The organism is Nocardia sp. NPDC051321 (genome assembly GCF_044455225.1).
Classification (GTDB): Bacteria; Actinomycetota; Actinomycetes; order Mycobacteriales; family Mycobacteriaceae; genus Nocardia.
Map to the genome: position 1 here is coordinate 1 of NZ_JBITEM010000008.1, position 26,456 is coordinate 26,456.

Genomic DNA, 26,456 nt, shown 5'->3' on the forward strand with positions numbered 1-26,456 from the left:
AGCTCGGCGTGCTGCAGCAGGGTGATCGATTCGGACAGTGCCTGCAACGCGTGCAGGATCAAGTAGTTGACCGCGATCTTCACCGTCGGGGCGGCGTCCACGGCGTCGCCGAAGTCCCACACCCGGCGGCCGAGTGCGGCGAGTATCGGTGCTGCCGCGGCTCGGACGTCCGCGTCGCCCGAGATCATGACGGCGAGCTTCCCGGCCACCACCGCCTCGGGCCGGCCGACCACCGGGGCACTGAGGTAACCCCCGCCGTTCGCGGCGAACTCGCGAGCCGCGCCCGGACTGATGGTCGCGTGGTTGACGTGCACGAAGCCTTCCGGCGCGGAGCGGATCCGCTCCGCCGTAAACACCTGCCGCACCGCCTCTTCGTTGCTCAGCATCGAGAAGACCATCCCGGTGGCGATCGCGTCCTCGGGGCGGTCGGCGAGCGTCGCGCCCCGCGCCAGCAGGTCGTCTGCCTTGGCGGCGGTCCGGCTCCACACGGTGACGTCGTAACCGGCATCGAGCAGTCGGCCCGCGATGGCACCGCCCATCTTCCCGAGCCCGATGAAGCCCACCTGGCGAGTTGTCATGATTGTTCCTCCGTTCTCCGCAAGGACTGCGGTCATGAGTTGCTGTCGAGCGCGCGCGACATTTCCGTACCGATCTTGCGCAGCAGTTCCCGGTTCGGGTGGAGCGTGGCGTCGAGGTCGCGCAGTTGCCAGTTTTCGTCCACGTCCTGCTCGGTGATGACGGCTTCGACGCGGGTGTCGAGCAGTCGCATGTGCAGTCCGTGCAGGACGCCGATGAGCTGTTCGGCGCCCCTGTTGCCTCCGTGGGTGCCGTAGGTCAGCACGCTCGCGGGCCGGTCGCGCCATTCCCAGTAGAGGTAGTCCAGTGCGTTCTTCAGCACCCCCGGGTAGCCCCAGTTGTATTGCGGGAAGACGAAAAAGAAGCCGTGGTAGCTCTGCACGAGCCGGCTCCAGGCCCGGGTGTGTTCATGCTCGTACTGCTGCAGCGCGGCCCGGCGGGGCTCGTCCAGGAACGGCAGCCCGACCTCGGCGAGATCGAGCAGGTCATAGTCGAGATCGCTCTCCTCCCGCAGAGTGTCGCGTGCCCAGGTGGCTATGCCTGCGCAGATACGGGCGGGGCGGGTGCTGCCGATCACGACGGCGATGCGTTTCTGATCCGTCATAGGACTGCTTCTTTCCCTATTCCGGTCGGGTCGAGCCCGGCGGCACCGTGTGCGGCCGACCCCGCTCAGGCCTACTTCATTGTTCGTCCCAAGTACTGTTCGTGTCACGAATCAAAGTAGTTGGTATCACGAACCAAATCAAGCTAACCTGACTTACTGTGATCACTGACGCACCCGATCCAGCGCCGGACTTGGTCGACGGGCTGATCCAGCTGTCGTTCATCCTGCAGGCGGTCCTGGGCCGCCTCGCCGGCCAGCAAGGGTTATCGGTCACCCAGTTGCGAATGCTCGCAATACTCGACGATCGCGAGATCGGCATGCAGCAGCTGGCCGGCATCCTGGAACTGGAGAAGTCCAGCGTCAGCGGCTTGGTCGATCGAGCCGAGCGGCGCGGCTTGGTGCGACGGATCGCCGTCCCCGGAAACCGGCGCGCCGTCCATGTCACCGTCACCGCCGCCGGCCGAGCCGTCGTGCATCTGGTGCGCGACGCGGTCCGAGCCGAGATCGGGGATCTGGCAAGCACTTTGAGCGAGCGGCAGCAGGGCTCGTTCCGCCGATCGATCGAAACACTGATCCTGCATTACGTCACCCAGCACGCCATCCCGGTGTGAGCGTCCTCGATGCCTAGCGCCGCGATTGCACGTTCGGTGCCGCGTGATGTTCGGGGACGAAGGAGGATCAAAGCAGTCAGGGTACCGTCGTGGTCGTAGGCGGCACCGCGGTGCCGATCGTCACGGTTTTGACAGAGAGTGTCAACCAGCGCCGCGGGTAGTGTCACGTGCGGTCCCCACATGTCATCGGCGTTCCGGGTACGCCGAACCAAGACGCACGCAAATCAGCACCACCGGACGTTTCTGAGCTGCAACGGCTTTGGTCCGCCGGTCACCCAGGACTGCCGCTTCGATCGGCGTGGATTCGATTGGTAACCCATGGGCGGAGTCTCCTACGCTGGGGTGTGTGGATGTCATTGAAATGCCGGTGCGGCTGTTCCTGCTCCGGCTTCCGTTCAGGCATGGTCAGCTATGGATGGATCCGGACCAGCTGTCCCCGCAGGAGCGGCTGAGTGGGAGTCTGCTGTGACCACCGCGCTGATCATCGGAGATGTCCAGCGGGGCATCACCGGCGGCTATCCGTTCGCCCGTGACGTGGTTGCGCCGCTCACCGAATTGCTTCCGCGTGCTCGCGCCGCTGGTGCTCTGGTGGTGTTCGTGCACTTCGCTTTCCGGCCCAACGGGGCCGACTTGCCGCCGGGCAATGCGCTGTTCAGATCGTTTTACGAAGCTGGTCACTCGTTCCATGAGAACTCGGCCGGAACCGAGATCGATCTGCCGGTCGCCGAGCAGGACGTCGTTGTACTGAAGCGCCGCGCCAGCGCGTTCGCGGGCACAGACCTGGACCTGGTACTGCGTGCGCACGGCGTGGACACGCTCGCGGTCGCTGGAGTCGCGACAAGCGCGATGGTCGCCGCTACATGCTATGACGGGGCAGACCGTGACTATCGGGTAACCGTCCTGCGGGATGGCTGCGCCGACGGTGACCCGGCAATGCACGACTTCTTCATGGATGCCGTCTTCCCCAGCCGCGGATTCGAGGTTGTGTCCTGCGCCAGTTGGGGTTTCGCAAGCCAGAAGACACCACGAACCTGACGCCTATCCACGTTGAAAGGCGCGCATAACCTGCTGACGGACCAACCCGCGAAGGTGCTTGTCCCCGTATGGATCCATGCCCTCAGCGTCGAAAACCGCGTCGGTAAAAGAATCGATGTCCGTAGGAGGCGATTCGCATAGGCTTCGTCTCTTCGCCGATGGCAGACAGAATCCCAGGTCGACGCACAGGTTGTCGAGTAAATGCCTTACGTCTACGTCATTGCCGCTCATAGGCAGAAGTCTGCCCGAGATAACCTCTGCCCGTTCACCTTGCTCGGGCCGCGCCCGCTCGGTGACCGCGCTCTGATCGATCTCGCGGCGGCATGAGAACTTATCTGTCTCGACTGAAGTCGGGGTGTGGCAACAGGCTCCGATCGGCCGCAGGTTGTCCATTCCTCCGCGGGAATCGCCCGGGGCGGCATGGCTGCTGCAGAGTTATTGCCGTGAGTCAACGAGAGATTTTGCGGTACACCCGAATCGAGAGCACCCCGGACGGGGGTTCGTCGTTCGTCGATGAGAAGTTTGCGCTCACAGCACGAACGGTCGCGGCGGGCGTACCGCCGATGGAAATCGGCGAATTGAGCGCTGCGGGAGCACTTTTCGTGCGTAGTGGGGGATTCGACAGTGCGCCACATCCTGCGCCGCGTCGACAGTGGGTGGTGATGGTGCGTGGCGCGATCGAGGTAACCACCGGCAGCGGTGAGAAACGAGTGTTCGGCCCGGGCGACCTGGTGCTGGCGACCGATACCGACGGGCTCGGGCACAGCACCGTCGCGCTGGGCGATCCGCCTTTCGAGGCGCTGTTCCTACCGGTCTCCGATCGGGCCTGAATCGGCCCGGCGGTTACTCGCTGCACGGCAGATCGCGCAGACGGACCTCCGCGCCCCATCGGGGGCACGGTGAATGCGCAGAACGCTTGTCAATTGCGTTGTCGCAGTGATCGGTACAGCAGCCACAGCGCCAGGGCGAGCGGGGTCAAGATCGCCGCGAACAAGATTCCGGCGAACATTCCGTAGCCGTGCGGATCGAACAGCAATCCGGTGGCGCTGAGCATCGCCTCGCCGACGAGCAGCACGATCAACGTGGTGGTACAGGCGAACGTGCTGAGCAGGAGGTACCGGAGCACTGTCCGCGGGACGCTTGTCCGGGTAGTGGTATCCGGTGTGTCCATGCTCGGCTCCGCGGGTTGGGTTGTGTCGCAATCATTTCGGGTCAGGGGTGCAGATGGTCAGGAACGACTTCTGGTTCTCGCGCTGCACGTCCGACGCGTCCATCCAGCCGCGCTGGCCGAACAGATAGCTTCCGGAGGGATGCCGGGCCGACTCGCGCAGGATCTGGGCGACGTCGACCCTCGCACCGTACGCTTTCGGGCCGTCGACGGAGAAGTTGAGCGAGCCGGCCTTGGTCCAGTCGTAGTCCGCTGGCAGCGGCTTCTGGACCTGCAAAGATCCACCGCTGTCGGGGGCGGGAGGCCCGGTCGTCCGCAGCAGATCCATGCGTTCTACCGGCACCCCCGGCCGCGGCGCCGTCCACACCTGCTCCGTGCTCTGCTGAGTGCCGGAGTCGAAGATCAACGTCAGGCCGGTGACCCCATCGCACACGGTGCCCGTCCACAGTTTCAGGACGCCGTCGTCGACGCGGAACCCGGCCGCCGGTGGCAGCGACGGCGCGAACTGCGCCTTGGTGTCGCACGCCGCGGTCACCGCCGCCAGAAGTAGTGCAACGCAGGCGACCCGCAGCCGCCTAGTATCCGCCATCGGAAAGTCCCGCGTCTTCCTCGGTCTCGTTGCCGCCGGTGAGTTGCTCCCACGCATAGGAGGCGAGGAAGCCTGTGTAGCCTTCGTCCGCCCATTGCCGGGAGTGGCGCTCCTCGTGGTGCAGCAGTCGGTCGATGTCCAGATTCCCTCGGTAGGGGCCGTTGTCGTTCTCGTACCACGCGTAGCCCGACCTTGCCACCTCTCGAATTTGCTGCGCGGGATCTTTCGGGTCGTCGATGTTCAGCATGAACGTGTCGCCCCAGGTCGTTCCGCCGTGCTGGCTGTACATGTCCTGGATGAAGTTCCCGCCCAAGCCCATCATCATGCCGTTCGGGGTGGTCGCCAACCGCCCACCGTTGCCATGCACGAACCCCACATCGTCGTCGTAACTCCAGGAATTCTCCCGTTGGCGGTCGGTGATCCGCCGCAGTTCCGCGGATCCGTACGGAGTCGGTGGGAAGTCGGTCTTTTCGCCTTCGGTGCCGTAGTCGGTGCCCGCGTTCAAGATGTAGGTCATCCGCACCGCCTTGGCGGCGTCGTCCCCGCTGAAGTCGGTCGGCATCAGGAAGTACGACTTGAAGATCCCGTCGCCGTCCTCGTCCTCGCGGATCTCTTCCATTCTGTCGAGGATCTTGAAGTCCGCGGGCGTGATGTGGTGTTCTGCGATGATCTGTTTGATCGTGTCGAGCGAAACGCCCCGGCGCACGGCGTTCTCCAGCCATTGCCGGTAGTAGCCGGATACCGGCGGCCCGGTCAGCAGTCCGGCGTCGCGCAGCGCCTGCTCCATCTCGGCCACCTGGGCGTCGATCTCCCCGCCCTTCCTGGCGCCGTCCAGGGTGGTCGCTCCGTGGTCGCTGATCTTACGGTCCTGCGCGAGTTGCATCACCCCGGCGAGGGTGGCGTCGATGTTGGTCGCCGTGGTGAGTATCGCCTTGGTTTCCTGCTCGAGCTGCTTCCTGATGGTTTCACGGTGCTGCCGGATCTCGCCACGGTCTTCGGCCTCGGTTCGCGACTTCGGCGGGGGGTCGGCGGGTTTGTTGTCCACGATCGCGCCGTTGGCCGCGATGCCGAACTGGTAGGTGTTGGCTAGGGCGTCGTTGTTGGCGACTCGGGTCTTCAGTGCGGACACGTCGTCCGACACATCCTGTAGCGCGCGTTCGACGGCGGACAGCTCCGCGATCAGGATCTCGGCGTTGTTCCGCGTGTTTCCCAGCGAACCGCGCGCGCGTTCGCTTGCGGGGCCGTGCCATTCGGGCAATCGCCTGGCGTCGTCGAGTTCGTCCTGTAGCCCGATGAGTTTGTCCCGCCGCCCGCGCAGGTTGGTGGCCGAGGTATCGAGCGCTCCCGCGTCCCACTTACCGACGTCGTCGTAGCCGATAGTCATTTCCCGAAAGCCTTTTTCGCCTCGACCTCGTTCTCGGAGTAGATTTTCGCGGCCGACGTGATCGATTCGTCCCACTGGCCGATCTCGCCTGCCCACCCCTTGGCGCGCTCATTGAACGTCGATGCCAGAGTGGGCGCGTTCTTTGCCGCATTGCCACCTGGCAATGCCGTCGCGATCGCATCCAAGCCGGTACCTGGGTTTACCGTAATAGCCTGTTCCGCAGCAGATCCTGCCGCCTTGGCCGCTGCTCGTAGCTGACTGATCTGGACCTCGTACCCGCTCACAGTCTGTGACCCCTATCCCCGCACGCGCCGATACGGTCTGTGCCGTCTACCGGGTTTGTCACCGGTGATCGAATCTGCGATTCGCGAATCGGTTCCGCGGCAGAGCCGAGGGGCCTGAATCTTTTCTGGCATCGAGTACTCCCCCCGGGCGCACCACCAATTGATTCGTGTAATGCGTAGGCACCGATGCTATCGCTCACCGAGATTCACCTCTTGCCCCCGATTCAGGGGGCTACGCTAGTGCGGTTTCCTCGTCAAAGATGTTCTGCGGGAAGGATTCCTACATGCCGTGCGGGGTGTGCCAGTTCGCTGCTGCCAAGCGGTCCCCATGGCGGATCGAGGTAGGTCTCGGCGACCATGGTGTGGCCGGAATTGCCATGAACCCCGTCGTTGACGACGCGGCGGGGAGCCACAGCGAGCCGCACCATCACTCCCTCATCGGCGATACAGGATCTGCTGAGCCACAGCAGATCTCGCCCTAGCCGCGCGCGATATGTGGCAGATACGGACGTTCCTGAACGCGCGATACGCGGCATGAGCGGATATTGGCACGCGCCGTCTGCGCGAAGCTCAGGTTGCCTGAGCGGCGAGTGCCCTGTCCAGAAATCGATCACGGTCTCGATGTCAGGAGATCAGCAAGTCGGTCGTCCACGCGGCGCTATCGGTGGGTTCGGTAGGCGTTGTCGAGTCGTGCGAGCCATTCGCGCAGCAAGCCAGCTTCGAAGACGCTGAAGCCCGCCTCTGTCACGGGGTCGACATCGCGCATCGGGGTGATGATTCCGAGCAGTGACCGCGTGCGGTCGGCGATGGGGTCGGTGGGGCGGAGTGTGGCCTGCTCGGTGAGGGCGTCGAGCACGATGTCGCGCAGCGGCCGGATCAACTGAGCATCCCGCGCCGGTTCCGGTTGGGCCAGTAGGAACAGAACCGCGCCGGTCGTGGATGACTCGATGGCTACCATGGCCGCCTCGACCGGTACCCGGAGCAGCCCCTGCTGGTTCGCGCGGTCGAGCATGGCGCGCAGGATGGCCCGATTCTCCGTTACCGCCGCCGGGTGGCGCACCGGTCGCAGGTTCGCGTACATCAACGTGTAGATGGCAGGGTTGGCCAACCCGAACTCCACATGCGTCTCCCAGCCTCGACGCAGATCCTCGACTGGATCCCGACTGGGCACGAACGCGCGCTTCTCGGCGAGATAGCTCTCGAAACCGAAACTGGCGACCGCGTCGAGCAGCGCGTCCTTGTCGCCGAACAAGCGATACAACGTCGGTGTCTGCACCCCGGCCGCGGTCGCGACTGCTCTGGTGGACAGCCCGGACGGCCCGACCTCGTCGAGGAGTTCCACCGCCGCGACCAGGATGTGCTCGCGTTGATCGTCCGAACCGGTGCGCCGGTCACTGGAAGCCATGTTTCGATGATAACGACAAAGTGTTGACATTGACAATGACACTGTCATCAGAATAACGTTATCAACGTCAACGTCTGGGAGCCGGGTGGCCCAGAAGTCTGCGGCCATGTCCGAGTTCACCCTCACCGATCATCGAAAGGCTCGAGCATGCGATCCGTTCACGTCGCCATCGCTTACTATTCCGGTTACGGCCACACCCTCGAACTCGCCAGGGCCGTTCACGACGGCGTCAAGTCGTTGCACGGCGCCCGCGCCGACATGGTCGACGTCGCCGACATGAACGAGGACAAGTGGGCGCTCCTCGACGCCTCTGACGCGATCATCTTCGGAACACCGACCTATATGGGATCGGCATCCGGGGCGTTCCACGCATTCGCCGAAGCGACCTCCAAGCGCTGGATGACCCAGCAATGGCTGGACAAACTCGCATCCGGGTTCACCAACTCCGGATCGATGAGCGGCGACAAGCTGCACACGCTGCAGTATCTGGCCCTGCTGGCCGCCCAACACGGCATGCACTGGGTCAGCCTGGGCCTGCTGCCCGGCTGGAACACGACCACCAGCAGCGAGCACGACGACAACCGGCTCGGCTTCTACCTCGGCGCGGGCGCCCAAAGCTGGAATGACCAGGGCCCAGACGCCGTCCACGCCGCCGACCTCACCACCGCCCGCCACCTCGGTGCCCGGGTCGCAACGCAGGCTCTGCGCTACCAGCATCCGGTCGCGCCATAGCGCTGCGCACAGCAGGGGCGGCGGCACCGAACCTTCCGGCTCACCGACTGCGATGCCGCGGCCGTCGGGCTCACGCTTGACTTTCGGCCGACGCATGGCCCGGTGGGTGCGTAGATAGCGGGTCAGCTCGTGGCGCAGCTCGCCACGAGCCTGGATGAAAGGCCCGGTAGATCGTCTCGTGCGACACATAACCCATGCTGGACTGCGGGTTTCGGCGCAGCCAGCCCGCGATCTGCTGCGGTGTCGCAGTCGTTCGCAACAGAACGAGTCAAGTCCGTCCCACCTGTGGCTTCTGCAACAGTGCTGGGGCGTCCCATACGAGCGGCCCTCAACCTTCTGCGCTGCACTCCACCGGCCGTAGCTGTTCAGAGGCGACGCCCAGCTCGTTCGATGAAGGTATGCGCGGCCACGCAATTGGCTGCCAGTCAACACGGGGGCAACGCACTCAATTCGGCTAGTTAGACACTTGGTGTCAGGACCGGATCCAGGCCAGGATTTGGTCTAGGTGCCCGGTGGGGTGCTCACTCATTCGGCTGCCCACCGTCGGTATTGGTGTGGCTCGTTAATGGCTTGCCTCCCACCGGGTGCCGTGCCGGGAGTGGCTGGAAAGGGGTCTGCGCGGCTCGAACTAGCGGTGCCTCCCCGCACGGACACCACTGGTCACCGAGCACGGGAGGACACCGATGACTGTCATCATTGGGATGGATCCACACAAGCGTCCCGCCACCATCGAGGTCATCGACTCCATCGGGCGAGTTCTAGCCACCGGCAGATACGCTACCGACACTGGTGGTTATGCGGAAATGCTCGCCGCCACAAAGCGATTCACCGATCGGGGGAGACTGCGCCCGGCCAACCGATCTGGAACGGACATGAGGAGCCGACAGGACTTGTTGAGCATCAACCACTTTCGGCACGTTTGTTGAACACCGGCCCGATACGGTCGGACTCGCGACTCCACCCGACCGGTCCGGTGTCCGACGAACGATTGTTATCTAAGGACGGAGCAGATCTCCGCCGGACCGAGCAAGCTAGTATCCGGTGCAGTAGTGGCAATAGTCTGGGCAGGGAGACCCGTGGCAGCGTCCTTTCGAGTGCGCCTTTCCTTTCTCGCCCTTGTCCTTGTCCGCACTCTTGCTGTTGTCTGGCTGGGCCTGCTCGACGGGTCTGACGGGGTTGGCCGAGGCAGTGCCGCCGCTCGAGACATCACGTGCTGCGATGGTGGGCAGAATATTGTCGGCGTGAGCGGTCGGGGTGGTGATAGCCAAAGTGGCCGCGAGGAAGGACGCTAAGACGACGGCCGGAGCGGCAATACGCAGAAGCATATGTAGTCCGTTTCTATGAGGGCGAACTCGGCGGCCGGACGGCGGTCCGCCGTCCAGCGGTTACGGTACGACCCGATATTCGTTCCACCTTGTAGGTATGGATGGGACGGCGCGCCACCTACTTCGATCCAGCACCCAACACCGCGCGCCGTCCGACGCCTACTCCGGATCGGGCGGCCATGGCCTCGATCAGCCAGTTGAGCAGGTAGCCGATGTGAGCCCCAATTCCGGAGCGGGAGTGAGGCATCAACCAATACTCGCGTGTTACATGTGCCGGTCGAGGGGGTTGGTGGTGATGCGGGTGGACATTCCGCTGTGCAGGGCGGCGGCGGGGGAGGTGTGGGGCTTGCGGGCGGCTTGGGCTTGGAAGCAGGTGAGGAATTCTTTGGGGAGGTCGAGTCGGGGGTGGTGTTGCAGGACGGTGGTCCGGAATTCCGGTGGGAGTTCGGTGGCGCCTCGGCCCGAGATGTCTACGGCGGTGCCGTGTTCCAGTAGGTGACCTTCGGGGTCGATTGTGAAGTCGACGCTGTCCGCCATGTGGGCGATGATCACCTCGGAGACGCGCTTCCTTCGCGCCACCGGCCAACCGGCGGCGGCGCCGAAAACCCAGGCCAGGTGGCCGCCGGAGATCTCGAACGAGAGGGTGGCGTTGTCGAACGCCTCGACCAGGCCGAGGTCGTGCAATAGTGCCGCGACGTAGAGCAGTTCGGCGTCGAAGGGGATGCCTTGGAGCTCGGCGTGGCCCGCGGACCACAGGTACGAGCGGACCGAATGGTTGAACAGAGCGGGCGTGCAGTAGGCGGCCGCTACCTCGGTGGCCGCGCGGCAGCTCGCGGAGTCCGGGATCGCGATGTCTTCGAGCTTCACGGGGTTATTGTGCCAGCAGGGTGGGGCCGAAGTCTCTGCACAGGATCTCCACGTTTGATGCCAGGGACCTGCACAAGCGCTGTCTAGGTTTGCCTGCACCGGGGTGTCCGGGACGCTCGCCGCCGCGGCGAGCCGACGAATGTGGAGGTCGGTATGCAGGGTGTGGACGAATTTTCCCGATGGGCAACCGAATTCGAGGCGAAGAAGGTCGCCCGTGCCGCCGCCGGAGATCCGGAGTGGGGGCGGGGTGCGAAGCTGGAACCGGCGGTGGTTCGTAGTGTGCAGCGGTTCCAGGTCGGGGAGAGTGGGGACGGGGCGAACCTGATCGCCAAGGCCGAGGCCGCGGGGGACCCGGCGTACACCGCAGCCGTGCGGCTGTTCGTCGCCGAGGAGATCAATCACGCGCGGATGTTGGGGCTGCTGCTGGCGGCCGGTGGGTCGCCGACCATTCGCGCGCACTGGAGTGACACGGTCTTTGTGCGGCTCCGGCGTGCGCTCGGGTTGCGGCTGGAATTGATGGTGCTGATGGTGGCCGAGGTGGTCGCGCTGCGGTATTACCGCGCACTGCGTGACGGCACCGACGACACGTCGACCGCCCAGGTCGCCGGTTTGATCCTGAACGACGAATTGCGGCACGTGCCGTTCCACTGTCATCGGCTGCGGGTCGCGTTCGCGAAGACCTCCGCCTCGGCCCGGCTGATTCCGGTGTTGCTGTGGTGGATTGTGCTGGTCGGGGCCACGATGGTGGTCGCAGCGGACCATGGGCCCGCGCTGCGTCGACTGGGTGTCAGCCGGACCGGGTTCGTCCTCGATGTGATCGCCTTGTTCAAAGGTATTGTCCCGACCGCCGTTTCGGCGGGTCCGCGGGCGCACACCGGCGGCGGGCCGGTGCCGTTGCGGGCGGCACTCGGCCTGGCGAAGCACTAGTCTGCTATAAACCCAGCGAGATGCGCCGCCGCGCACCGGTTTTGGTTCGGCATGCCTGCCTGTTCTGGCAGGGTGTCAGATGTGACCGAGACCAGCGATAGGGGCAAGCTGAGGTACCTGGTCGAAATCTCCGAGTTCGACCGGGGCAGCCCGCTGTGGTGGCAGGTGACCAATACCGGTGGCGCCGCGCAGGTGGCGGCGGCATTGGTCGAGATGGCGGTGCGCCTGGAGCTCGAATTGCCGTACCACCCGAGCGAGGTCCGCTGCTGGTACCGCTACGAAGTGAGCTGGCCCGACGGCGCGATCCTGGAAGGCTTCGAGGGCGCGGTCGAACCCCTGCGCATTCCCGATGATCTCCGCGCGCTGGCCCGATCGGTGATCTCGGTGACCGTTCGCGATCGCCGACGGCGCACCGAGTAGAGCTCGCGAAAACGACTATGGTGCCCCGGCCGGGGTCAGGCAGCTGGCTGGTGGGTCGACCAGGACGCACAGGGCGGGGGCGCGGGTGGGGCGGTAGTCGGCGGGGACGCCGCCGTCGTTGATGAGCTGTGCGTAGGTGCCGACAGCGTCGGTGGGGCGGCGGGTGAGGCCGGGGTCGGTGCGCACGTCGACCGTGTAGAGGCCGAATCGTGGTGTGTAGCTGCCCCATTCGTAGTTGTCGGTGAGGCTCCAGTAGTTGTAGCCCATGACGTTCATGCCGTCGGCCTTGGCGCGCTGGATCCAGTAGACGGTGTCGCGCAGATGATCGCTGCGAGAGTAGCCGTCGGCGCGGGGTCGCCCGTTGTCGGTGGGCATGCCGTTCTCGACGATGTAGAGCGGCTTGCCTGGGAATCGGCGCGAATAGTGCTGCAGCGCATAGTAGATGCCCTCGGTGCGCACGGGCAGATCCCAAATGTTCATGCCGGGCAGGTTCGGTGCGGCCGATCCGAGGGCCCTGGTGATGGAACTGAGTACTGACTGCGCCGGATCGTAGGCGAAGTAGTAGTCGATGCCGACGTAATCGAGCCTGCCCCCGATGCGATCGAGGTAGCCCCCGTTGACCTGGTCCTCCGAGCCCGCGACGTAACCGACATTGCTGGTCACCTGTGCGCCGGGCTGGGTTTGGTGGATGTAGTCGTAGATGGCGTTGTGCGACTGCGCGATCCGTTCCAGCATGTCGCCGGGGTTGGCGCCGGCCAGGCGGATCTCCTGCGAGATATAGGCGGCGGGCTCGTTCACGGTGACCCACAGCGGATTACGCGAGGCGTAACGATCGACCACCGTGCGCATGTTGTCCAGCCAGTCGCCGACCATGCCCGGATTGCGCCAGCCACCGCGGTCGACCGCCCAGCCTGGATACACCCAGTGGTCGAGGGTGATCATCGGACGCATTCCCGCCTGCTCGATCTTCGCGATGACGGCATCGTAGAAACGGAAGGCGTTCTCGTCCCACCCGCCCGGCGTCGGCTCCACCCGAGCCCATTCGATCCCGATCCGGAACACCCGCGCGCCGAGTCCGGCGGCCAAGTCGATGTCCGAGGCGTAGCGGTCGTAGAAGTCGACCGAATCCTGCAGGCCCTCGTAGTCGGGGTGTGCCGGGAGGTAGCGCGTCCAATTGCTGTCGGGCGCATGGCCTTCGGATTGGAATCCGGAGGACGCGACGCCCCAGAGGAAACCCCCGTCCAGCCCTGCGGCGACCGGCTGAATCGGCGGGGCCGCGGTCGCGTTCGTACATAGCAGCATCGTCGACGCAGCGGCGGCGAGCATGGCCAAGGCATAGCTACGGAACCGGAATCGCATCACCTCAGGGTAACTGGACGCGCGCCGCCGACCGCGGGATCGCGCGATAGTCGGAGTTCGGCTCCGCGAGTCGCCGCCCGTGGTGCGCAAATGCGGCAGGGCCGCAGCCGGTTTCGCGCGCCAATGGTTCTGGTACTTTGGATGAAGATGCCGGAAACCCGCCAGACCTCACCCGAGTTCGACTTCGACACGACCAAGCGTGGCTGGATGGGCCACGGGACGCACGTTGCCGTGCACCGACATCGGCAGGGACAGTTCCTGTATCCGTCCACCGGTGTGCTCGCCACCACCACCGAACTCGGCACGTGGGTGGCGCCCGCCGATCGCCTCACCTGGACACCTCCCGGATTCGAGCACAGTCACCGCGCGTACGGGGAAACCGAGGTGCGCGTGCTCGAGGTGCCGCGCGAATGGTGTGACGGCCTGCCGAGCAGGCCGACCGTGTTCGCCGTGACGCCGCTGCTGCGAGAGGTGCTGGTAGCGCTCACCACCGATCGTCCATTTCAGCCCGGGGCCAGGGAGCGGCTGTGCCGGGTGGTGCTCGACGAGCTGACCGATATCCCGGAGCAGTTCGTCTACCTTCCCGAACCGCGCGATGATCGGCTACGTGCCGCCACCGCCCTGTTGCATGCCGACCCGGCCACGTCGGCGACCCTCGCCGAGTTGGGGCGCGCGGTCGGTGCGGGCGAGCGCACGCTCAGCCGGCTGTTCCAAGCCGAACTCGGGATGAGCTTCCATCAGTGGCGGACGTTGTTGCGCGTCCAGCATGCCTTGGTGCATCTGCTCGACGGCCGGCCGGTGACGAGTACGGCGCTGGCGTGTGGCTGGTCCAATCCGACCAGTTTCATCGAGGCCTTCACCGCGATCGTCGGCCAGACGCCCGGCCGGTACCAGAGCGACCTTCGGCGGGCACGCTAGAGCTTGGCGGGTTTCCGGTGTTAGGCGGTCGGAAGCCGGTGGTAGGCCTAGGCGGGCGTGCATACCGTGGTGGTATTCCCGGTTCATGGGAATTGCCACCATCTTTCAGGGAGTCACCCAATAATGTCCGAAGTGTACGAGAACACCACTGTAGTAATCATCGGCGCGGGCGTCGCCGGACTTACGCTCGGTAATTTCCTGCTGCGCAGTGGGATTGATTGCATCATTGTCGAAAGGCGGGACCGCGAGTATGTCGAGCAGCGGCAGCGCGCCGGGGTAATCGATACTCGGGCGGTACGCATGTTCCGCGAATGGGGGATCGAAGACAGGGTGTTGGGCGGTGACCCTGTCGCGCCGGTACTGAATTTCCGGATCGACGGCGAGACACGCCCGCTCGAATTCGTCTCCGACGATCAAAACGACGGCCGGTTCTGCCCGCAGCAGGTACTCGTGCGCAACCTCATCGACGTTTTTATCAGCGACGGCGGAGATCTGCGTTTCGAGGCCGAGGTTTCCCTGGAAAACGTTGCCGGCGACGCACATCCGCGCGTACGTTATCGCGACAGCGCGGACGCCACGAAGGTGCTCAGCTGCGAGTTCGTCGCAGGCTGTGACGGTGACCGCGGCGTGAGCAGGGCGGCCATCCCCAGCGCGAGTCTCACTCGGTACTCGCACGAGTACGGGTACGCGTGGCTGACCGTCCTGGCGGAGGTTCCCGCCAACCATCAGTCGATGATGGCGCTGCATCCCCGTGGATTCGCCGGGCAGTTCGCTCGCGGGCCGCACGCGAGTCGCTTCTATTTGCAGTGCCCGCTCGACACTTCCACGTCGCAATGGACGGACGAGCGCATTTGGGAAGAGCTCGAGATTCGTTTCGGTGAACCCGTGGCGAATACGGGCCGGATCGTCAGCACGCAACTGGTTCCGCTGCGGAGTGTGGTGTACAGCCCGATGAGCTACGGTCGGCTATACCTGCTCGGGGACGCCGCACACATCGTTCCACCGATGAGCGCGAAAGGAATGCACCTGGCCATGTACGACGCCGAGGTGTTCGCGAAGGCCGTAATCCACTATCAGACCGGGGATTCGAGCCTGCTCGACAGTTACTCGGCGACGTGCCTTCGTCATGTCTGGAACTATCAGGCCTTCGCGGCGTGGTGGACCGAATTGGTGCACAACGCGGGCGACGATTCGTATCAAGGTGAGTTCCGGCGTCAGACGGCAAGGGCGGACCTGGAGCGTCTGTTCGAGTCCGGAGAGGCGAACCGCCTGTTCGGTGGGTTCATCACCGGACTGAACTAGTCCGAGTCACCCGATCGGCGGATCGTATGATTCGCGCTGTGGTGACGATGGATGAGGTGCTGGAGTCGTTCTGGGGTGACTCCGACTACGGGGTTCTCGGTCCGCTGACGGATAAAGCGGTCCGTGATGCCGAAAGCCAGTTGCGGGTTACGTTGCCTGCCTCGCTGGTACGGCTGCTGCGGGTGCAGAACGGCGGGACTGTTGCCAAACGGTGGAACGCTTGGCCGGTCTCAGCGCCGACAGCCGGGTTCGACTCCTACGTGCCGATCGATCTGGTCATGGGTGTCGGTCGTGCCGACGGTGGCACGACCGTGTTGGATACGCCGTATCTGGTGCAGGAATGGGGGCTGCCCGCACCGATCGTGTTGCTCGACGGGGACGGGCATTACTGGGTCGGATTGGATTATCGCGATTGTGGGCCTGCGGGCGAACCGGCAGTGACGGTGTTCGATGCGGATCGGGAGAGTTCGGTGATCCTGGCCGCGGACTTCGAGACGTTTCTGCGGGGACTTACCGCGGCTGAGTCCTTCGAGTGACGACGCAGCAGACTGGTGGGTAATGAAACTGCCTGAGCTTCCTGATCTGCCGGTTCGTGGTGCGCTCGATCGTATTGTCGGGACGTTGGTGGCGCGGGAGACCGCGGTGCTGGTCGCGCCGCCGGGGACCGGGAAGACGACGTTGGTGCCGTTGGCGTTGGCGGCGGGGACCGTGGGACGGGTGCTGGTGGCTGAACCTCGGCGGTTGGCGGCTCGCGCGGCGGCGGCGCGGATGGCTGCTCTGCTGGGCGAGTCGGTGGGGGAGACCGTCGGATATTCGGTGCGTGGGGATCGGCGGGTCGGGAAGGGGACTCGGATCGAGGTCGTCACGTCGGGGTTGCTGGTGCGCCGCCTGCAGGGCGATCCCGAGTTGGCGGGGGTGGATGTGGTGGTGCTCGACGAGTGTCATGAGCGCCATCTCGACGCGGACCTGCTGTTGGCGTTGCTGCTCGATGCTCGGGCCGGGTTGCGGCCGGATCTGCGGGTGCTCGCGATGTCGGCGACCGTTGCGGCGGAACGGCTTTCGGCTCTGTTGAATGACGCGCCGGTGGTGCGGGTGCAGGGTCGGGCGTACCCAGTGGAGACGACGTATGTTCCGTCGCTGCCGCGGGAGCGGGTCGAGGCGCAGGTGGCCCGCGCCACCCGGGCCGCGCTCGCCGGGACCGAGGGTGACGTGCTGGTCTTTCTGCCCGGGGCGGCCGAAATTCGCCGGACGGCAACACTACTGGCAGACATGAACGACGTGGATGTGCTGCCGTTGCACGGCAGGCTCTCCGCCACAGCGCAGGACGCGGCGTTGCGCGCCGGGGCGCGGCGGCGAGTGGTGTTGTCCACGGCGGTGGCGGAATCCAGCTTGACCGTGCCCGGCGTGCGGGCGGTGGTGGATTCGGGATTGGCTCGGGTGCCGCGCATCGATCGGGGGCGCGGATTGTCCGGGCTTGCGACAGTTCGAGTTTCGGCGGCGGTGGCCGAACAACGCGCCGGGCGTGCGGGGCGTGAAGCTCCCGGGCGGGTGTGGCGCTGCTGGCCCGAGCATGAGAACGGCACGCTGCCTGCTTATCCGGAACCGGAGATCAGGACGGCGGACTTGACGCGGTTGGCGTTGGAGCTGGCCTGCTGGGGCACGGCTGACGGTCACGGTCTCGCCTGGTGGGACGCCCCGCCGCCTGGTGGGTTGGCGGCGGGCCGGGATGTGTTGCGCGCGTTGGGGGCCGTGGACGGCGACGGTGCGGTGACCGATCGTGGGCGGCGCATCGCGCGGATCGGATTGCACCCTCGGTTGGCGCGAGCGTTGCTCGACGGGGCGGCCGTGGTCGGCGCGCGGGCGGCAGCAGAAGTGGTCACCGTCCTCGACGACGACACCCTCACGGCCGGAGTCGATCTCGCGGCCGGTCTGCGGGTGCTGCGCCGCGAGCGACCGGGCCGTTGGCAGCGGGAGGTCGAGCGGCTGGCTCGCTTGGTAGACCCGTCGGACGGCGTCGACGATCCGGCTTTCGTTGTCGCACTGGCTCATCCGGAGCGGCTGGCGCGACGGCGCGGCCCGGGTTCGGCGAGCTATCTCATGGTCGGCGGCACCGCGGTGACGTTGCCGCCCGGCTCCGGAATGGGTGACGCGGAGTGGCTGGCGGTCGGTGTGGCGACGCGCGATCCGGGTCGTTCCGATGGGTGGGTTCGGTTGGCCGCGGTCGCCGACGAACAGTTGGCCCGCCGGGCCGCGTCGAGCCTGCAGACGACCGTCGACGAGGTCGATTGGATCGACGGCAATGTGGTCGCCCGGCGGGTAACCCGGCTCGGCGCGATCGTGCTGTCGGAGAAACAGATTCGCGACCCCGATCGCGAATTGCTCGGCGCAGCGGTACGTCGTGGACTGCGCGCGACCGGTCTCGGCGTGCTGCGCTGGAGCTCCGACGCGATCGCCTTACGTCAGCGTCTCGAATTCCTGCACCGAACCCTCGGAACCCCTTGGCCCGCAGTCGATGACGAGTCGTTGCTCGCCGCCGCCGACACCTGGCTCGGCCCCGAGCTTGCCACCGCCCGAACCCGCGCCCACCTCGAACGCATCGACGCCGGACAGGCACTGCGCCGCCTACTGCCCTGGCCGGAGGCCACCCGCCTGGACGAACTCGCGCCCGAACGCCTGACGGTCCCCTCCGGCAGTCGTCCTCGCCTCGACTACTCGACCGACCCGCCGGTGCTCGCGGTCAAGGTGCAGGAGGTCTTCGGCTGGACCGACACCCCACGCCTGGCCGGCGGCCGCGTCCCGATCGTGCTGCACCTGCTCTCACCCGCGCAACGCCCGGTCGCGGTCACCGCGGACCTGACCTCCTTCTGGCGCACCGGCTGGCCCCAGGTTCGCGCGGACCTGCGCGGCCGCTACCCCAAACACGCCTGGCCGGAGGACCCCACCACCGTCCCGGCGCACCGCGGCACCGCGCGCAACGCGGGCCGCGGCTAGCCGGGGTCCACCGCGAGCATCCCGAACCGGCTGACGTTCGCGTGGTTGTGCCCGTCGGGACTGGTGATCACGACCTCGGTCGGATTGGTCAACGCGATGCAACAGAAGTTGTCCCGATCGTGCTGAATACTGATCGACAACAGGCGCTGACCAGCAGCCTGCTGCCACTCTTCCATGCACTCGTACAGCCCCCGCATGGACGGATTTTCGAAATAGACGAGATTGCGCTTGTTCGTGTCCGACATGAGTCCGGTCTCCATTCGTGCCGTGGGGGAGTCCGCAACACCCCGTGCCTCCATCGTAGAACGCGACGAATAGCGCTCTAGCGCAATATATTCCGGGCGCGGTAGGGCTCGACGACAGCGAACATGCCCACCCTGGCAGTGTGCCGACGGACTGACGAGCCAATGAGATTTAGGCCACGTTCGACCGAATTCGGCTTGCAACTCTCCCCTGACTGGAGAGTACGGTTACTCGTGCTGAGCGATAGCTGAGCAGCGACGCATCCGGGCAGCGCCGCCCGACGTCCCTCGGAATCACGCCCCTCCCCACCCTTCGCCGACGAGCTGGCACTCGTCCGGTTGTGCCTGCCTGGGCACGATCCACGAACGGAGTTCTCCCACGTGACTACCGAGCAGCGCGCCAATAGTGCCGACTGGTCTGTACTTTCCGCGTTGCGGAGCCCGAAGCGATTGCGGATCGAGGCGCTGGCCGGGCTGGTGACGGCGCTGGCGTTGATTCCGGAGGCGCTGTCGTTCTCCATCCTCGCGGGCGTGGACCCGAAGGTCGGGTTGTTCGCCTCGTTCACCATGGCGGTGATGATCGCGATCACGGGCGGGCGGCGCGCGATGATCTCCGGGGCGGCGGGGTCGACGGCGTTGGTCGTCGCGCCGGTGGTGCACGACCACGGGCTGCAGTATCTGATCGCGACGGTACTGCTGGCCGGGGTGTTCCAGATTGCGATGAGCGCGGCCGGGGTCGCGAAGCTGATGCGGTTCATTCCGCGCAGCGTGATGGTCGGGTTCGTCAACGCGCTGGCCATCCTGATCTTCAGCGCCCAATTGCCGCATCTGCTCGGGGTGCCGTGGCTGGTGTATCCAATGGTCGCGGCCGGGTTGCTGATCATCGTGTTGTTGCCGAAACTGACCACCGTCATACCGGCCCCGCTGGTGGCGATCGTCGCGCTCACCGCCGTGACACTGGCGTTCGGGCTGCGGCTGCCGACCGTCGGCGACGAGGGCGCGTTGCCATCCAGCCTGCCGACGCTGGTGTTCCCGCAGGTGCCGTTCACGCTCGACACCTTGGCGATCATCGCGCCGTACGCGCTGGCGATGGCGCTTGTCGGGTTGCTGGAGTCGCTGATGACCGCGAACCTGGTCGACGACCTCACCGACACCGCCTCGAACAAGTCGCGCGAAGCCTGGGGTCAGGGCGTGGCGAATATCGTGACCGGATTCTTCGGCGGCATCGGGGGCTGCGCCATGATCGGCCAGACCATGATCAACGTGAAGATCGCCGGTGCACGCACCCGCATCTCTACCTTCCTAGTCGGTGTCTTCCTGCTGATTCTGGTGGTGGCGCTGAGCGGTCTGGTCGCGCGTATCCCGATGGCCGCCCTGGCCGCGGTCATGATCATGGTGTCGGTGACGACGCTGGATTGGCACTCGATCGCGCCGAAGACGTTGTGGCGCATGCCGATCGCCGAAACGACCGTCATGGTCGTCACCGTCGCGGTCACCGTGCTGACCGCCGACCTCGCGATCGGTGTCATCGTCGGCGTGCTCATCGCCATGGTCGCCTTCGCGCACCGCGTCGCCCACTTCACCGAGGTGACCCCGGTCCGCGACGACGACACGAACCAGGACGGCGTCATCGACACCCGTGTCTACAAGGTGCGCGGTGAGCTGTTCTTCGCTTCCAGCAACGACCTTTTCGCGCAATTCGACTATGCCGACGACCCGCGCAATGTCGTCATCGACATGAGCGAGACCCACATCTGGGACGCCTCGACCGTCGCCGCGCTCGACGCCATCACCCACAAATATCGGTCGAAGGGCAAGCACGTGGAGATCGTCGGGCTCAACGCCGCGTCGCGGGAGCGCCGCGAACGCCTGTCCGGCTACCTCACCGGCACCCACTGAGGTGCGCCCCAGCCAGCAGGGCTACCTGCGAATCGGTGCGGTCGCCGAGCGAACCGCGTTGTCGATCAAGACCATTCGCCACTACGACGAGGTGGGCCTGATCACCCCGTCCGCGCGCAGCACCGGTGGCTTCCGGCTCTACACCACGGCCGACGTCGATCGGCTGCTGGTCATCCGTCGCATGAAACCGCTCGGCTTCACCCTGGCGGAGATGCGCCGCCTGCTCACCGCGGTCGAGGTGCTCGATGCGCTGGATTCTGCCGCTGAAGAACGCGCGGACGCCGGCGCCTACGTGCGGCAGTGCCGGGAGCGAGCCGAGGGCAGCTGCGTTCGGCTACGCCGCCAACTGGCCTACGCCGAAGAGTTCACCCAGCTGTTGGCGCGGACTCAGCCGCCTACCTTGCCGGACATGTCGTACTCCTGATAAATCTGCGCGGCGTTCTCCGGCGTCACTCGCGTCGTCGACAGCACCTGCTTTTTCTCCACCGCCTGGTTGTGCAGCAGCTTCACCAGGGTGTCGACCGCCTGCTCGGCGCCGGTCGGATACACGAAAGTGGTCAGCAGCTGGCCGTTTTGCACGGCGCGGATGCCGCCGGTGGGGATGGCCAGACCGTCGATGCCGATGATCTGGATGGCCCCGGCCTTGCCCGCGCCCTGGATGGCGAGTTGGGCGCCGAGCGCCATGTCGTCGTTGTGCGCGTAGACGAGGTCGACCTTGTCACCCTTGGACAGCCATTGCTGCATGACCGTGGTGGCGTTGGCCTTCAGCCATTTGGCTTCCTGCTCGTCGATGATGGTGAGGTTGTGGCCGGCGATCGCGTCCCGGAAACCCTTGTCGCGGTCGACCTGTGGCTGGTCGGACAGGATGCCGCGCAGTTCGACGACGTTACCGCCGTTGGGCAGCGCGGCCACCGCGGCCTCCCCGGCGAGCTTGCCGATGACGTAGTTGTCGCCGCCGATGAACGCGCTGTAGCAGTCGGTGCTGACGGTGCGATCCAGGATGATCACCGGGATCTTGGCGTCGCAGGCCTGCTGCACGGCGGCGGTCAGCGGGGCGGGTTCGTTGGGCGAGACGATGAGCGCGTTGACCTTCTGCTGAATGAAGTTCTGCACCTGGCTCACCTGGGTCGCGCTGTCCTGGTGCGCGTCGGTGATGGGCAGCAGTTTGAGGTCGGAATGCTGTTTGGCGAAGTACTGCAGCTGCAGGTTGAGCTGGGCACGGTAGGGCTCGGCGTTGTTCGACTGCGAGTAGCCGACGACGAACTGGCCGCCGTCTGAGGGGCCCGGCGGACTGGACGCGCAGGCCGTGGCGGCAACGGCGGTCGTGCACAACGCGATCGCCATGAGAACCGAGCGACGAGTGGGTGACATTTTCACTCCTGGAACAGATATGGGTGGTGGGGTTCCGGCTCGATGGGCCTCGGGTCGGGAAACGGCATCGGGTGCCGTCGCTTATTCGCGGGTGACGATCTCCGGTCGACGGGGTAGCCACCGCGCCAGTGGTCCGCTGAGACCGCGGAAGAAGCCGGGCCGCTGCAGCACCACGGCGATCACGACGATCAGGCCCTTGATGATCAGCTGGAGGTTGTCGCTGACCGCGTTCAAACCGAGCACATTATCGAGCAGGGTGAGAATGAGCGCTCCGACGAAAGTGCCGGTGATGGTGCCCTTTCCGCCCGCCAGGCTGGCACCGCCGATGACCGCGGCGGCGATGGCGTCGAGCTCGTATCCGGCGCCCGCCAGCGGGTCGCCGGATGCGCGGTAGGCGGCGTCGATCGGTCCGGCGAATCCGGCGAGCATGCCCGACAGGGTGAACACCGCGATCACGACCAGGGTCACATTGACACCGGAAAGCCGTGCGGCAGTCGGATTCCCGCCGACCGCGTAGATGTGGCGCCCGAAGGTGGTCTTCGACAGGACGAGCTGGGCAATGACGCAGACGCCGACCAAAGCCAGTACCGGATAAGGGATTCCGGACGTGCCGAACAGTGGCAGCCAGGTTCCTTTGAACAGTGTGTGGCCTGGCGTGCCGAGCAGGGCGAAATCGGACGCGGTGGGGGTGAGGTGCCCGTTCTCGTCGTACACGGCGGTGCCGACGGCGACATTGCCGGAGATCTGCCGATCGATGCCGCGGACTATCGACAGCATCGCCAGCGTCATGACGAACGACTGGATCCGAAGCACCGTGGTGCCCAACCCATTACACAATCCGAAGAACGCGCCGACCAGCGCACAGGCCGGGATGATCAGCCACGGGTCGAGGTTGTGGTCGACCAGCAGCATCGCGGCGGTCATCGAGCCGATGCCGAGGATCGATCCCACCGACAGGTCGATGCCCGCGGTGATGATCACCAGGGTGACCCCGACCGCGAGGATGCCGCGCGAGGAGAACGCGGTGATGGCGTTGGTGATGTTGGTCTGGTTCCAGAAGTACTGACCCTTGGTGCTGATGCCGATGACGATGACCAGCAGCAAACCGATATATCCCTGGGCCGCACCGAGATACGGCGTCAGCCGGGTCAGCCGTAACCACCCTCGCGACGCGAGGGAACCCTGATTATCGGAGGAGAGTTGGTCGGTCATGCTCGGTCCTCTCGCCGGGTGCGGATGGCGGGCGCCCTGGCCATCGCCGCCGCGAGAATCGCTTCCTGGTCGAACGGCGCGCCCCGCGCGGGATCTCGGTTGAACTCTCCGGTGAGGCGTCCCTCGCAGAGCACAAGGATGCGGTCGCACATGCCGATCAGTTCGAGCAGTTCGGAGGACACCGCGAGGATCGCCGTGCCCTGCCGGGCGAGCTGGTCCATCAGGGCGTGCACCTCGGCCTTCGCACCGACGTCGATGCCGCGGGTCGGCTCGTCCATGAGCAGCACCGACGGGTGGGTGAGCAGGCACTTGGCCAGCACGACCTTCTGCTGGTTGCCGCCGGACAGGGTGGCGACGGTGGTGGCCAGCGACGGCGTCTTCACCTTCAGCTCAGTCACTTTCGCCGCGACCGCGGCGCGCTCCCGTTTGCCGTCGACCGTGCCCCACGGGCGCAGATAGCGGTTCAGCGCGGCCAGCGACGCGTTGAAGCGCACGCTGTTGGCGAGCATCAGGCTCTGTGCCTTGCGGTCCTCGGCGACGAGGGCGATGCCGTTGGCGATGGCGCGGCGCGGACCGCGTGGCCGGTAGCGACGACCCGCCAATTCGATGGTCGCGTCGACGCCGGTGCCCGCGCCGTAGATGGCTTCGAGGACCTCGCTGCGGCCGGCTCCCATCAGGCCTGCCAGCCCGACGATCTCGCCCTCGGCCACGTCGAACGAGACGTCGTGCAGTGGCACGGCATCGCTGCCCGCCGTCGGCGTGGTCGTCAGATGCCGAACGGACAGGCACACCTGTCCGCCGACGCGCTGGCCGGCCTCGCGCGGGAACAGCTCGCCGAGCGGGCGGCCGACCATCAACTGAATGAGTTCGGCCCGGTTCGTGGTTCGCATCGATCGCTGCCCGACGTACGCGCCGTCGCGCAATACCGTGACCGTGTCGGCGATTTCCTCGAGCTCCTCGAGCCGGTGCGAGATGTAGACGACGCCGACATCGTGTTCGGTCAGGGTGCGGATGACGGTGAACAGCCGCGCCACCTCCGATTCGGTGAGCGCGGAGGTCGGCTCGTCCATGACCAGCACTTTCAGGTCATGGTTGAGCGCCTTGGCGACCTCGATGAGCTGTTGCTCGGCGAGACGGCACTGCCGAACCAGCCTGCGCGGCTTCAACTCCAGGCCGACCCTGGCGAGCAGGCGGCGGGTCTGCGCGTCCATTTCGGTGCGGTCCAGCGTGCCGCGCATCGTGCGTCGTTCCTGGCCGAGGAAGATGTTGTCGGCGATGGACAGCTCGGGCACCAGGTTGAGCTCCTGGTGGATCATCGCGATGCCGTGCCGGGTGGCGTCCTTGGGGGAGCGCAAATGCACCGGGCTGCCGTCGATTTCGATGCTGCCCGCGTCGGGGGTGAAGACCCCAGCGAGGACGTTCATCAAGGTCGACTTGCCTGCGCCGTTCTCGCCGAGCAGCGCAAGCACCTCGCCACCGCGCAGCGTCAGTTGCACACCGCGCAGTGCTTTCACGCCGGGGAATTCCTTGACGATGCCGCGCATCGCGAGCAGCGGCGGGCGAGCGTCGGTGCTGGTCATGGGATTCCGCGTGGTCCGTTGCGTGTCAACTGACCCCTCCCCCTCGTCGACCGGTGGGCGTCGCCGCGAACGGTGACCGCTCCACTCAGTGTGACATCGGTCTCAGAAATCGATCTCTGCTACCGTAATTTTCGACGCGGCGAGCCGTCAAGGTCATTGGCTGCCAGGAAATCCGGGGGATGGTCGAGCGCCCGGCAGCTGACCGGGCCGGCCGTAACCGGACTGTCATCGGTGTGTCATACCTGGGCGAGAGCGCCGCTGGGGGAGTAGTAGAGAGAGTATTCTGAGAACTCTAACGTGAGTGTGGCAGTTAGGAATTCATCGAAGGGGGGATCGAAGTCTTGTCATGTTTTGGTGAGATGACAATCCGGCCGGGTGTTTTGTCCTATCGCGGCGGAGTGTCCGCGGCGGCGATGCATGCACACCATTCGGTTCAGGTGCTGGTTGCCCGGCGCGGTCAGTTCATCGTGTCCGATACCGGCGGCGCGCAAGTCGCGTGCCGCTCGGTGGTGATTCCGGCCGATGTCGACCATGCCGTGCTGCAGGGCGTGGAGGAAGGCGAAATGGTCCATCTCGCTGCCGAATCCGAGGACGGCGTCGAGGTGAGCCGAATGGTGTTGCGGCCGAGATCTGCCGTGGCGTGGGCGGAGGCGGGGGATGCGCTGATGTCCGGGCTCGGCGACGACGAGTGGTGGGCGGACGGATTGCCGTATGTGCGTTCGACCGTCCGGCCGATGCGACATCCCGCCCTCTCTTCGGCATTGTGCCTGTTGCCCGAGCTCATCGCGGCTGGCCCGGTTCGGTTGCGGGAGGTTGCCTGCGCCGTCGGTCTTTCCGAGAGCAGGCTTTCTCATCTGTTCTCGGAGGAGATAGGGCTGGCGTTCCGGCCGTATGTGCGGTGGTTGCGGATGAGTCGAGCGATCGACGAAATCGCGCTCGGGCGCAACCTCGCCGACTCCGCGCATGCGGCGGGGTTCTTCGATGGGGCGCACTTCACTCGCGTATGCAACAAGACATTCGGCATGTCTCCGGCCGTTTTGATCGAAGAGATGGCATTCACGGTCGATTCGTAGCCGGTTTGTCCAAGCAGTCGCGCGAACAACGCCGGATCATGAGTGTGCGGCGTGATCCAGTAATTTCGGCTTCGACGCCAAGTCGCGGTCCCAGTGTTTATTTTGTTGATTCTGCTGACAGAGCTGCCGAATTATCGCGGCTGTCGAGGCGTGGTCCGGTGATCGGTACCCATGAGGTGATCATCGACCGCGCAGGGGAGGACGAATGACCGACGGTTACACCGCTGACGAACTGCGCGACCTGCTCGAGGGTGGCGCTTTGGTATCCGGCTCGATCAGCGATCGCGCCGCGATCCATGTGCTGCATGGTGTCGGCTTGATCGGACAGCGATTCCTCAACCGCTACATCAGCATCGAGTCCGTCGACTTCGGTGGTGAGCAAGTGGACGCCGCGTTCATCCGCGATTGGTCCGCCCTGGCGCACCCGGCGGACGACTTCCCCTTCCTCAGTGTCAGTGAGCAACGCGGTCTCGAACTGGCCGCCTGCATCGCGATGAGCGCGATGTGCCGATCCACCGCCGCCGATGTCGACGTCGAAGCCCCGCTGAAGATCCACGTGTGCAACCGGTGGCTGGGCTAGTG

General features: G+C 65.6%; 28 protein-coding genes. 15 read left to right on the top strand and 13 right to left on the bottom strand.

From position 1 onward, the window contains the following. Positions 1-578 (bottom strand): NAD(P)-dependent oxidoreductase (locus tag ACIA8C_RS19815; protein WP_397136611.1); only part of this gene is annotated, 578 nt, incomplete at its 3' end. A 32-nt stretch (positions 579-610) separates the two neighbouring features. After that, positions 611-1,180 (bottom strand): NADPH-dependent FMN reductase, encoded by a 570-nt coding sequence (locus tag ACIA8C_RS19820; RefSeq protein ID WP_397136613.1) that lies wholly within the window; start codon positions 1,178-1,180, stop codon positions 611-613. Between the two features lie 158 nt (positions 1,181-1,338). On the opposite strand from ACIA8C_RS19820, the gene ACIA8C_RS19825 reads away from it, so the two are divergent. The 4 genes from ACIA8C_RS19825 to ACIA8C_RS19840 all read left to right on the top strand — a co-directional run bounded on the left by ACIA8C_RS19825 (position 1,339) and on the right by ACIA8C_RS19840 (position 3,656). Then, complete coding sequence (locus tag ACIA8C_RS19825) at positions 1,339-1,791, top strand: MarR family winged helix-turn-helix transcriptional regulator (RefSeq protein WP_397136615.1); 453 nt, start codon at positions 1,339-1,341, stop codon at positions 1,789-1,791. A 346-nt stretch (positions 1,792-2,137) separates the two neighbouring features. Continuing rightward, complete coding sequence (locus tag ACIA8C_RS19830) at positions 2,138-2,260, top strand: hypothetical protein (protein ID WP_397136617.1); 123 nt, start codon at positions 2,138-2,140, stop codon at positions 2,258-2,260. Next, entirely contained in the window at positions 2,257-2,826 is a 570-nt protein-coding gene (locus tag ACIA8C_RS19835) for a cysteine hydrolase family protein (protein WP_397136618.1), read from the top strand. The genes ACIA8C_RS19830 and ACIA8C_RS19835 overlap by 4 nt, the downstream gene beginning before the upstream one ends. A 443-nt stretch (positions 2,827-3,269) precedes the next feature. Next, entirely contained in the window at positions 3,270-3,656 is a 387-nt protein-coding gene (locus ACIA8C_RS19840; RefSeq protein WP_397136620.1) for a hypothetical protein, read from the top strand. An 89-nt stretch (positions 3,657-3,745) separates the two neighbouring features. On the opposite strand, the gene ACIA8C_RS19845 is transcribed toward ACIA8C_RS19840, so the two are convergent. The 5 genes from ACIA8C_RS19845 to ACIA8C_RS19865 all read right to left on the bottom strand — a co-directional run bounded on the left by ACIA8C_RS19845 (position 3,746) and on the right by ACIA8C_RS19865 (position 7,656). Continuing rightward, positions 3,746-3,997 carry a hypothetical protein gene (locus ACIA8C_RS19845; RefSeq protein WP_397136622.1) on the bottom strand — a complete coding sequence of 84 codons (252 nt, stop codon included), beginning with the start codon at positions 3,995-3,997 and terminating at the stop codon, positions 3,746-3,748. Between the two features lie 31 nt (positions 3,998-4,028). Beyond that, positions 4,029-4,583 carry a hypothetical protein gene (locus tag ACIA8C_RS19850; RefSeq protein WP_397136624.1) on the bottom strand — a complete coding sequence of 185 codons (555 nt, stop codon included), beginning with the start codon at positions 4,581-4,583 and terminating at the stop codon, positions 4,029-4,031. Then, positions 4,570-5,967, bottom strand: a complete 1,398-nt coding sequence (locus ACIA8C_RS19855; protein WP_397136626.1) for a hypothetical protein — start codon at positions 5,965-5,967, stop codon at positions 4,570-4,572. Before ACIA8C_RS19855 ends, ACIA8C_RS19850 begins: the two co-directional genes overlap by 14 nt. Continuing rightward, the gene (locus ACIA8C_RS19860) at positions 5,964-6,251 is read right to left on the bottom strand and encodes a hypothetical protein (protein WP_397136628.1); all 288 of its coding nucleotides are present in this window, start codon (positions 6,249-6,251) and stop codon (positions 5,964-5,966) included. The genes ACIA8C_RS19855 and ACIA8C_RS19860 overlap by 4 nt, the downstream gene beginning before the upstream one ends. A gap of 658 nt (positions 6,252-6,909) precedes the next feature. Beyond that, a complete protein-coding gene (locus tag ACIA8C_RS19865; protein WP_397136630.1) occupies positions 6,910-7,656 on the bottom strand; it encodes a TetR/AcrR family transcriptional regulator in 747 nt (248 codons plus the stop codon). A gap of 147 nt (positions 7,657-7,803) precedes the next feature. On the opposite strand from ACIA8C_RS19865, the gene ACIA8C_RS19870 reads away from it, so the two are divergent. Beyond that, on the top strand, positions 7,804-8,388 hold the full coding sequence (locus ACIA8C_RS19870) for a flavodoxin family protein (protein ID WP_397136632.1): 585 nt from the start codon (positions 7,804-7,806) through the stop codon (positions 8,386-8,388). 1,589 nt (positions 8,389-9,977) lie between these two features. Here ACIA8C_RS19870 and ACIA8C_RS19875 read toward each other — a convergent pair. Next, on the bottom strand, positions 9,978-10,580 hold the full coding sequence (locus ACIA8C_RS19875) for an HD domain-containing protein (RefSeq protein WP_397136633.1): 603 nt from the start codon (positions 10,578-10,580) through the stop codon (positions 9,978-9,980). Positions 10,581-10,733: 153 nt separating this feature from the next. Between ACIA8C_RS19875 and ACIA8C_RS19880 the strand changes: the two genes are divergently transcribed. Continuing rightward, on the top strand, positions 10,734-11,507 hold the full coding sequence (locus tag ACIA8C_RS19880) for a ferritin-like domain-containing protein (protein ID WP_397136634.1): 774 nt from the start codon (positions 10,734-10,736) through the stop codon (positions 11,505-11,507). 81 nt (positions 11,508-11,588) lie between these two features. Beyond that, a complete protein-coding gene (locus tag ACIA8C_RS19885; protein WP_397136635.1) occupies positions 11,589-11,927 on the top strand; it encodes a hypothetical protein in 339 nt (112 codons plus the stop codon). 15 nt (positions 11,928-11,942) lie between these two features. Here ACIA8C_RS19885 and ACIA8C_RS19890 read toward each other — a convergent pair whose 3' ends face one another. Continuing rightward, positions 11,943-13,286, bottom strand: coding sequence for a family 1 glycosylhydrolase (locus tag ACIA8C_RS19890; RefSeq protein ID WP_397136637.1), 1,344 nt, complete (start codon positions 13,284-13,286; stop codon positions 11,943-11,945). A gap of 141 nt (positions 13,287-13,427) precedes the next feature. Between ACIA8C_RS19890 and ACIA8C_RS19895 the strand changes: the two genes are divergently transcribed. From ACIA8C_RS19895 to hrpB, 4 genes are all read left to right on the top strand, one after another. Continuing rightward, entirely contained in the window at positions 13,428-14,204 is a 777-nt protein-coding gene (locus ACIA8C_RS19895; protein ID WP_397136639.1) for an AraC family transcriptional regulator, read from the top strand. A gap of 123 nt (positions 14,205-14,327) precedes the next feature. Then, positions 14,328-15,506 carry a 4-hydroxybenzoate 3-monooxygenase gene (locus tag ACIA8C_RS19900; RefSeq protein ID WP_397136641.1) on the top strand — a complete coding sequence of 393 codons (1,179 nt, stop codon included), beginning with the start codon at positions 14,328-14,330 and terminating at the stop codon, positions 15,504-15,506. Positions 15,507-15,553: 47 nt separating this feature from the next. Continuing rightward, a complete protein-coding gene (locus ACIA8C_RS19905) occupies positions 15,554-16,042 on the top strand; it encodes an SMI1/KNR4 family protein (protein WP_397137419.1) in 489 nt (162 codons plus the stop codon). A gap of 22 nt (positions 16,043-16,064) precedes the next feature. Continuing rightward, positions 16,065-18,497: an ATP-dependent helicase HrpB gene (hrpB, locus tag ACIA8C_RS19910; RefSeq protein WP_397136643.1), complete on the top strand. Its 2,433-nt coding sequence runs from the start codon at positions 16,065-16,067 to the stop codon at positions 18,495-18,497. Here the strand turns inward: hrpB and ACIA8C_RS19915 are convergent. Next, positions 18,494-18,742 carry a hypothetical protein gene (locus ACIA8C_RS19915; RefSeq protein WP_397136645.1) on the bottom strand — a complete coding sequence of 83 codons (249 nt, stop codon included), beginning with the start codon at positions 18,740-18,742 and terminating at the stop codon, positions 18,494-18,496. The two genes, hrpB and ACIA8C_RS19915, sit on opposite strands and share 4 nt — an antisense overlap. A 378-nt stretch (positions 18,743-19,120) precedes the next feature. Between ACIA8C_RS19915 and ACIA8C_RS19920 the strand changes: the two genes are divergently transcribed. Next, on the top strand, positions 19,121-20,638 hold the full coding sequence (locus ACIA8C_RS19920; RefSeq protein WP_397136647.1) for a SulP family inorganic anion transporter: 1,518 nt from the start codon (positions 19,121-19,123) through the stop codon (positions 20,636-20,638). 1 nt (position 20,639) lies between these two features. Further along, positions 20,640-21,062 carry a MerR family transcriptional regulator gene (locus ACIA8C_RS19925; RefSeq protein ID WP_397136649.1) on the top strand — a complete coding sequence of 141 codons (423 nt, stop codon included), beginning with the start codon at positions 20,640-20,642 and terminating at the stop codon, positions 21,060-21,062. Here the strand turns inward: ACIA8C_RS19925 and ACIA8C_RS19930 are convergent. The 3 genes from ACIA8C_RS19930 to ACIA8C_RS19940 form a co-directional block, all read right to left on the bottom strand. Then, complete coding sequence (locus tag ACIA8C_RS19930; protein WP_397136651.1) at positions 21,026-22,009, bottom strand: substrate-binding domain-containing protein; 984 nt, start codon at positions 22,007-22,009, stop codon at positions 21,026-21,028. The two genes, ACIA8C_RS19925 and ACIA8C_RS19930, sit on opposite strands and share 37 nt — an antisense overlap. Positions 22,010-22,090: 81 nt before the next feature. Next, positions 22,091-23,221, bottom strand: coding sequence for an ABC transporter permease (locus ACIA8C_RS19935; protein WP_397136653.1), 1,131 nt, complete (start codon positions 23,219-23,221; stop codon positions 22,091-22,093). After that, on the bottom strand, positions 23,218-24,801 hold the full coding sequence (locus ACIA8C_RS19940) for a sugar ABC transporter ATP-binding protein (RefSeq protein WP_397136655.1): 1,584 nt from the start codon (positions 24,799-24,801) through the stop codon (positions 23,218-23,220). Before ACIA8C_RS19940 ends, ACIA8C_RS19935 begins: the two co-directional genes overlap by 4 nt. Positions 24,802-25,160: 359 nt before the next feature. Between ACIA8C_RS19940 and ACIA8C_RS19945 the strand changes: the two genes are divergently transcribed. Continuing rightward, a complete protein-coding gene (locus tag ACIA8C_RS19945; RefSeq protein ID WP_397136657.1) occupies positions 25,161-25,874 on the top strand; it encodes a helix-turn-helix transcriptional regulator in 714 nt (237 codons plus the stop codon). A 205-nt stretch (positions 25,875-26,079) separates the two neighbouring features. After that, on the top strand, positions 26,080-26,454 hold the full coding sequence (locus ACIA8C_RS19950; RefSeq protein ID WP_397136659.1) for a hypothetical protein: 375 nt from the start codon (positions 26,080-26,082) through the stop codon (positions 26,452-26,454). Positions 26,455-26,456: the final 2 nt, after the last annotated feature.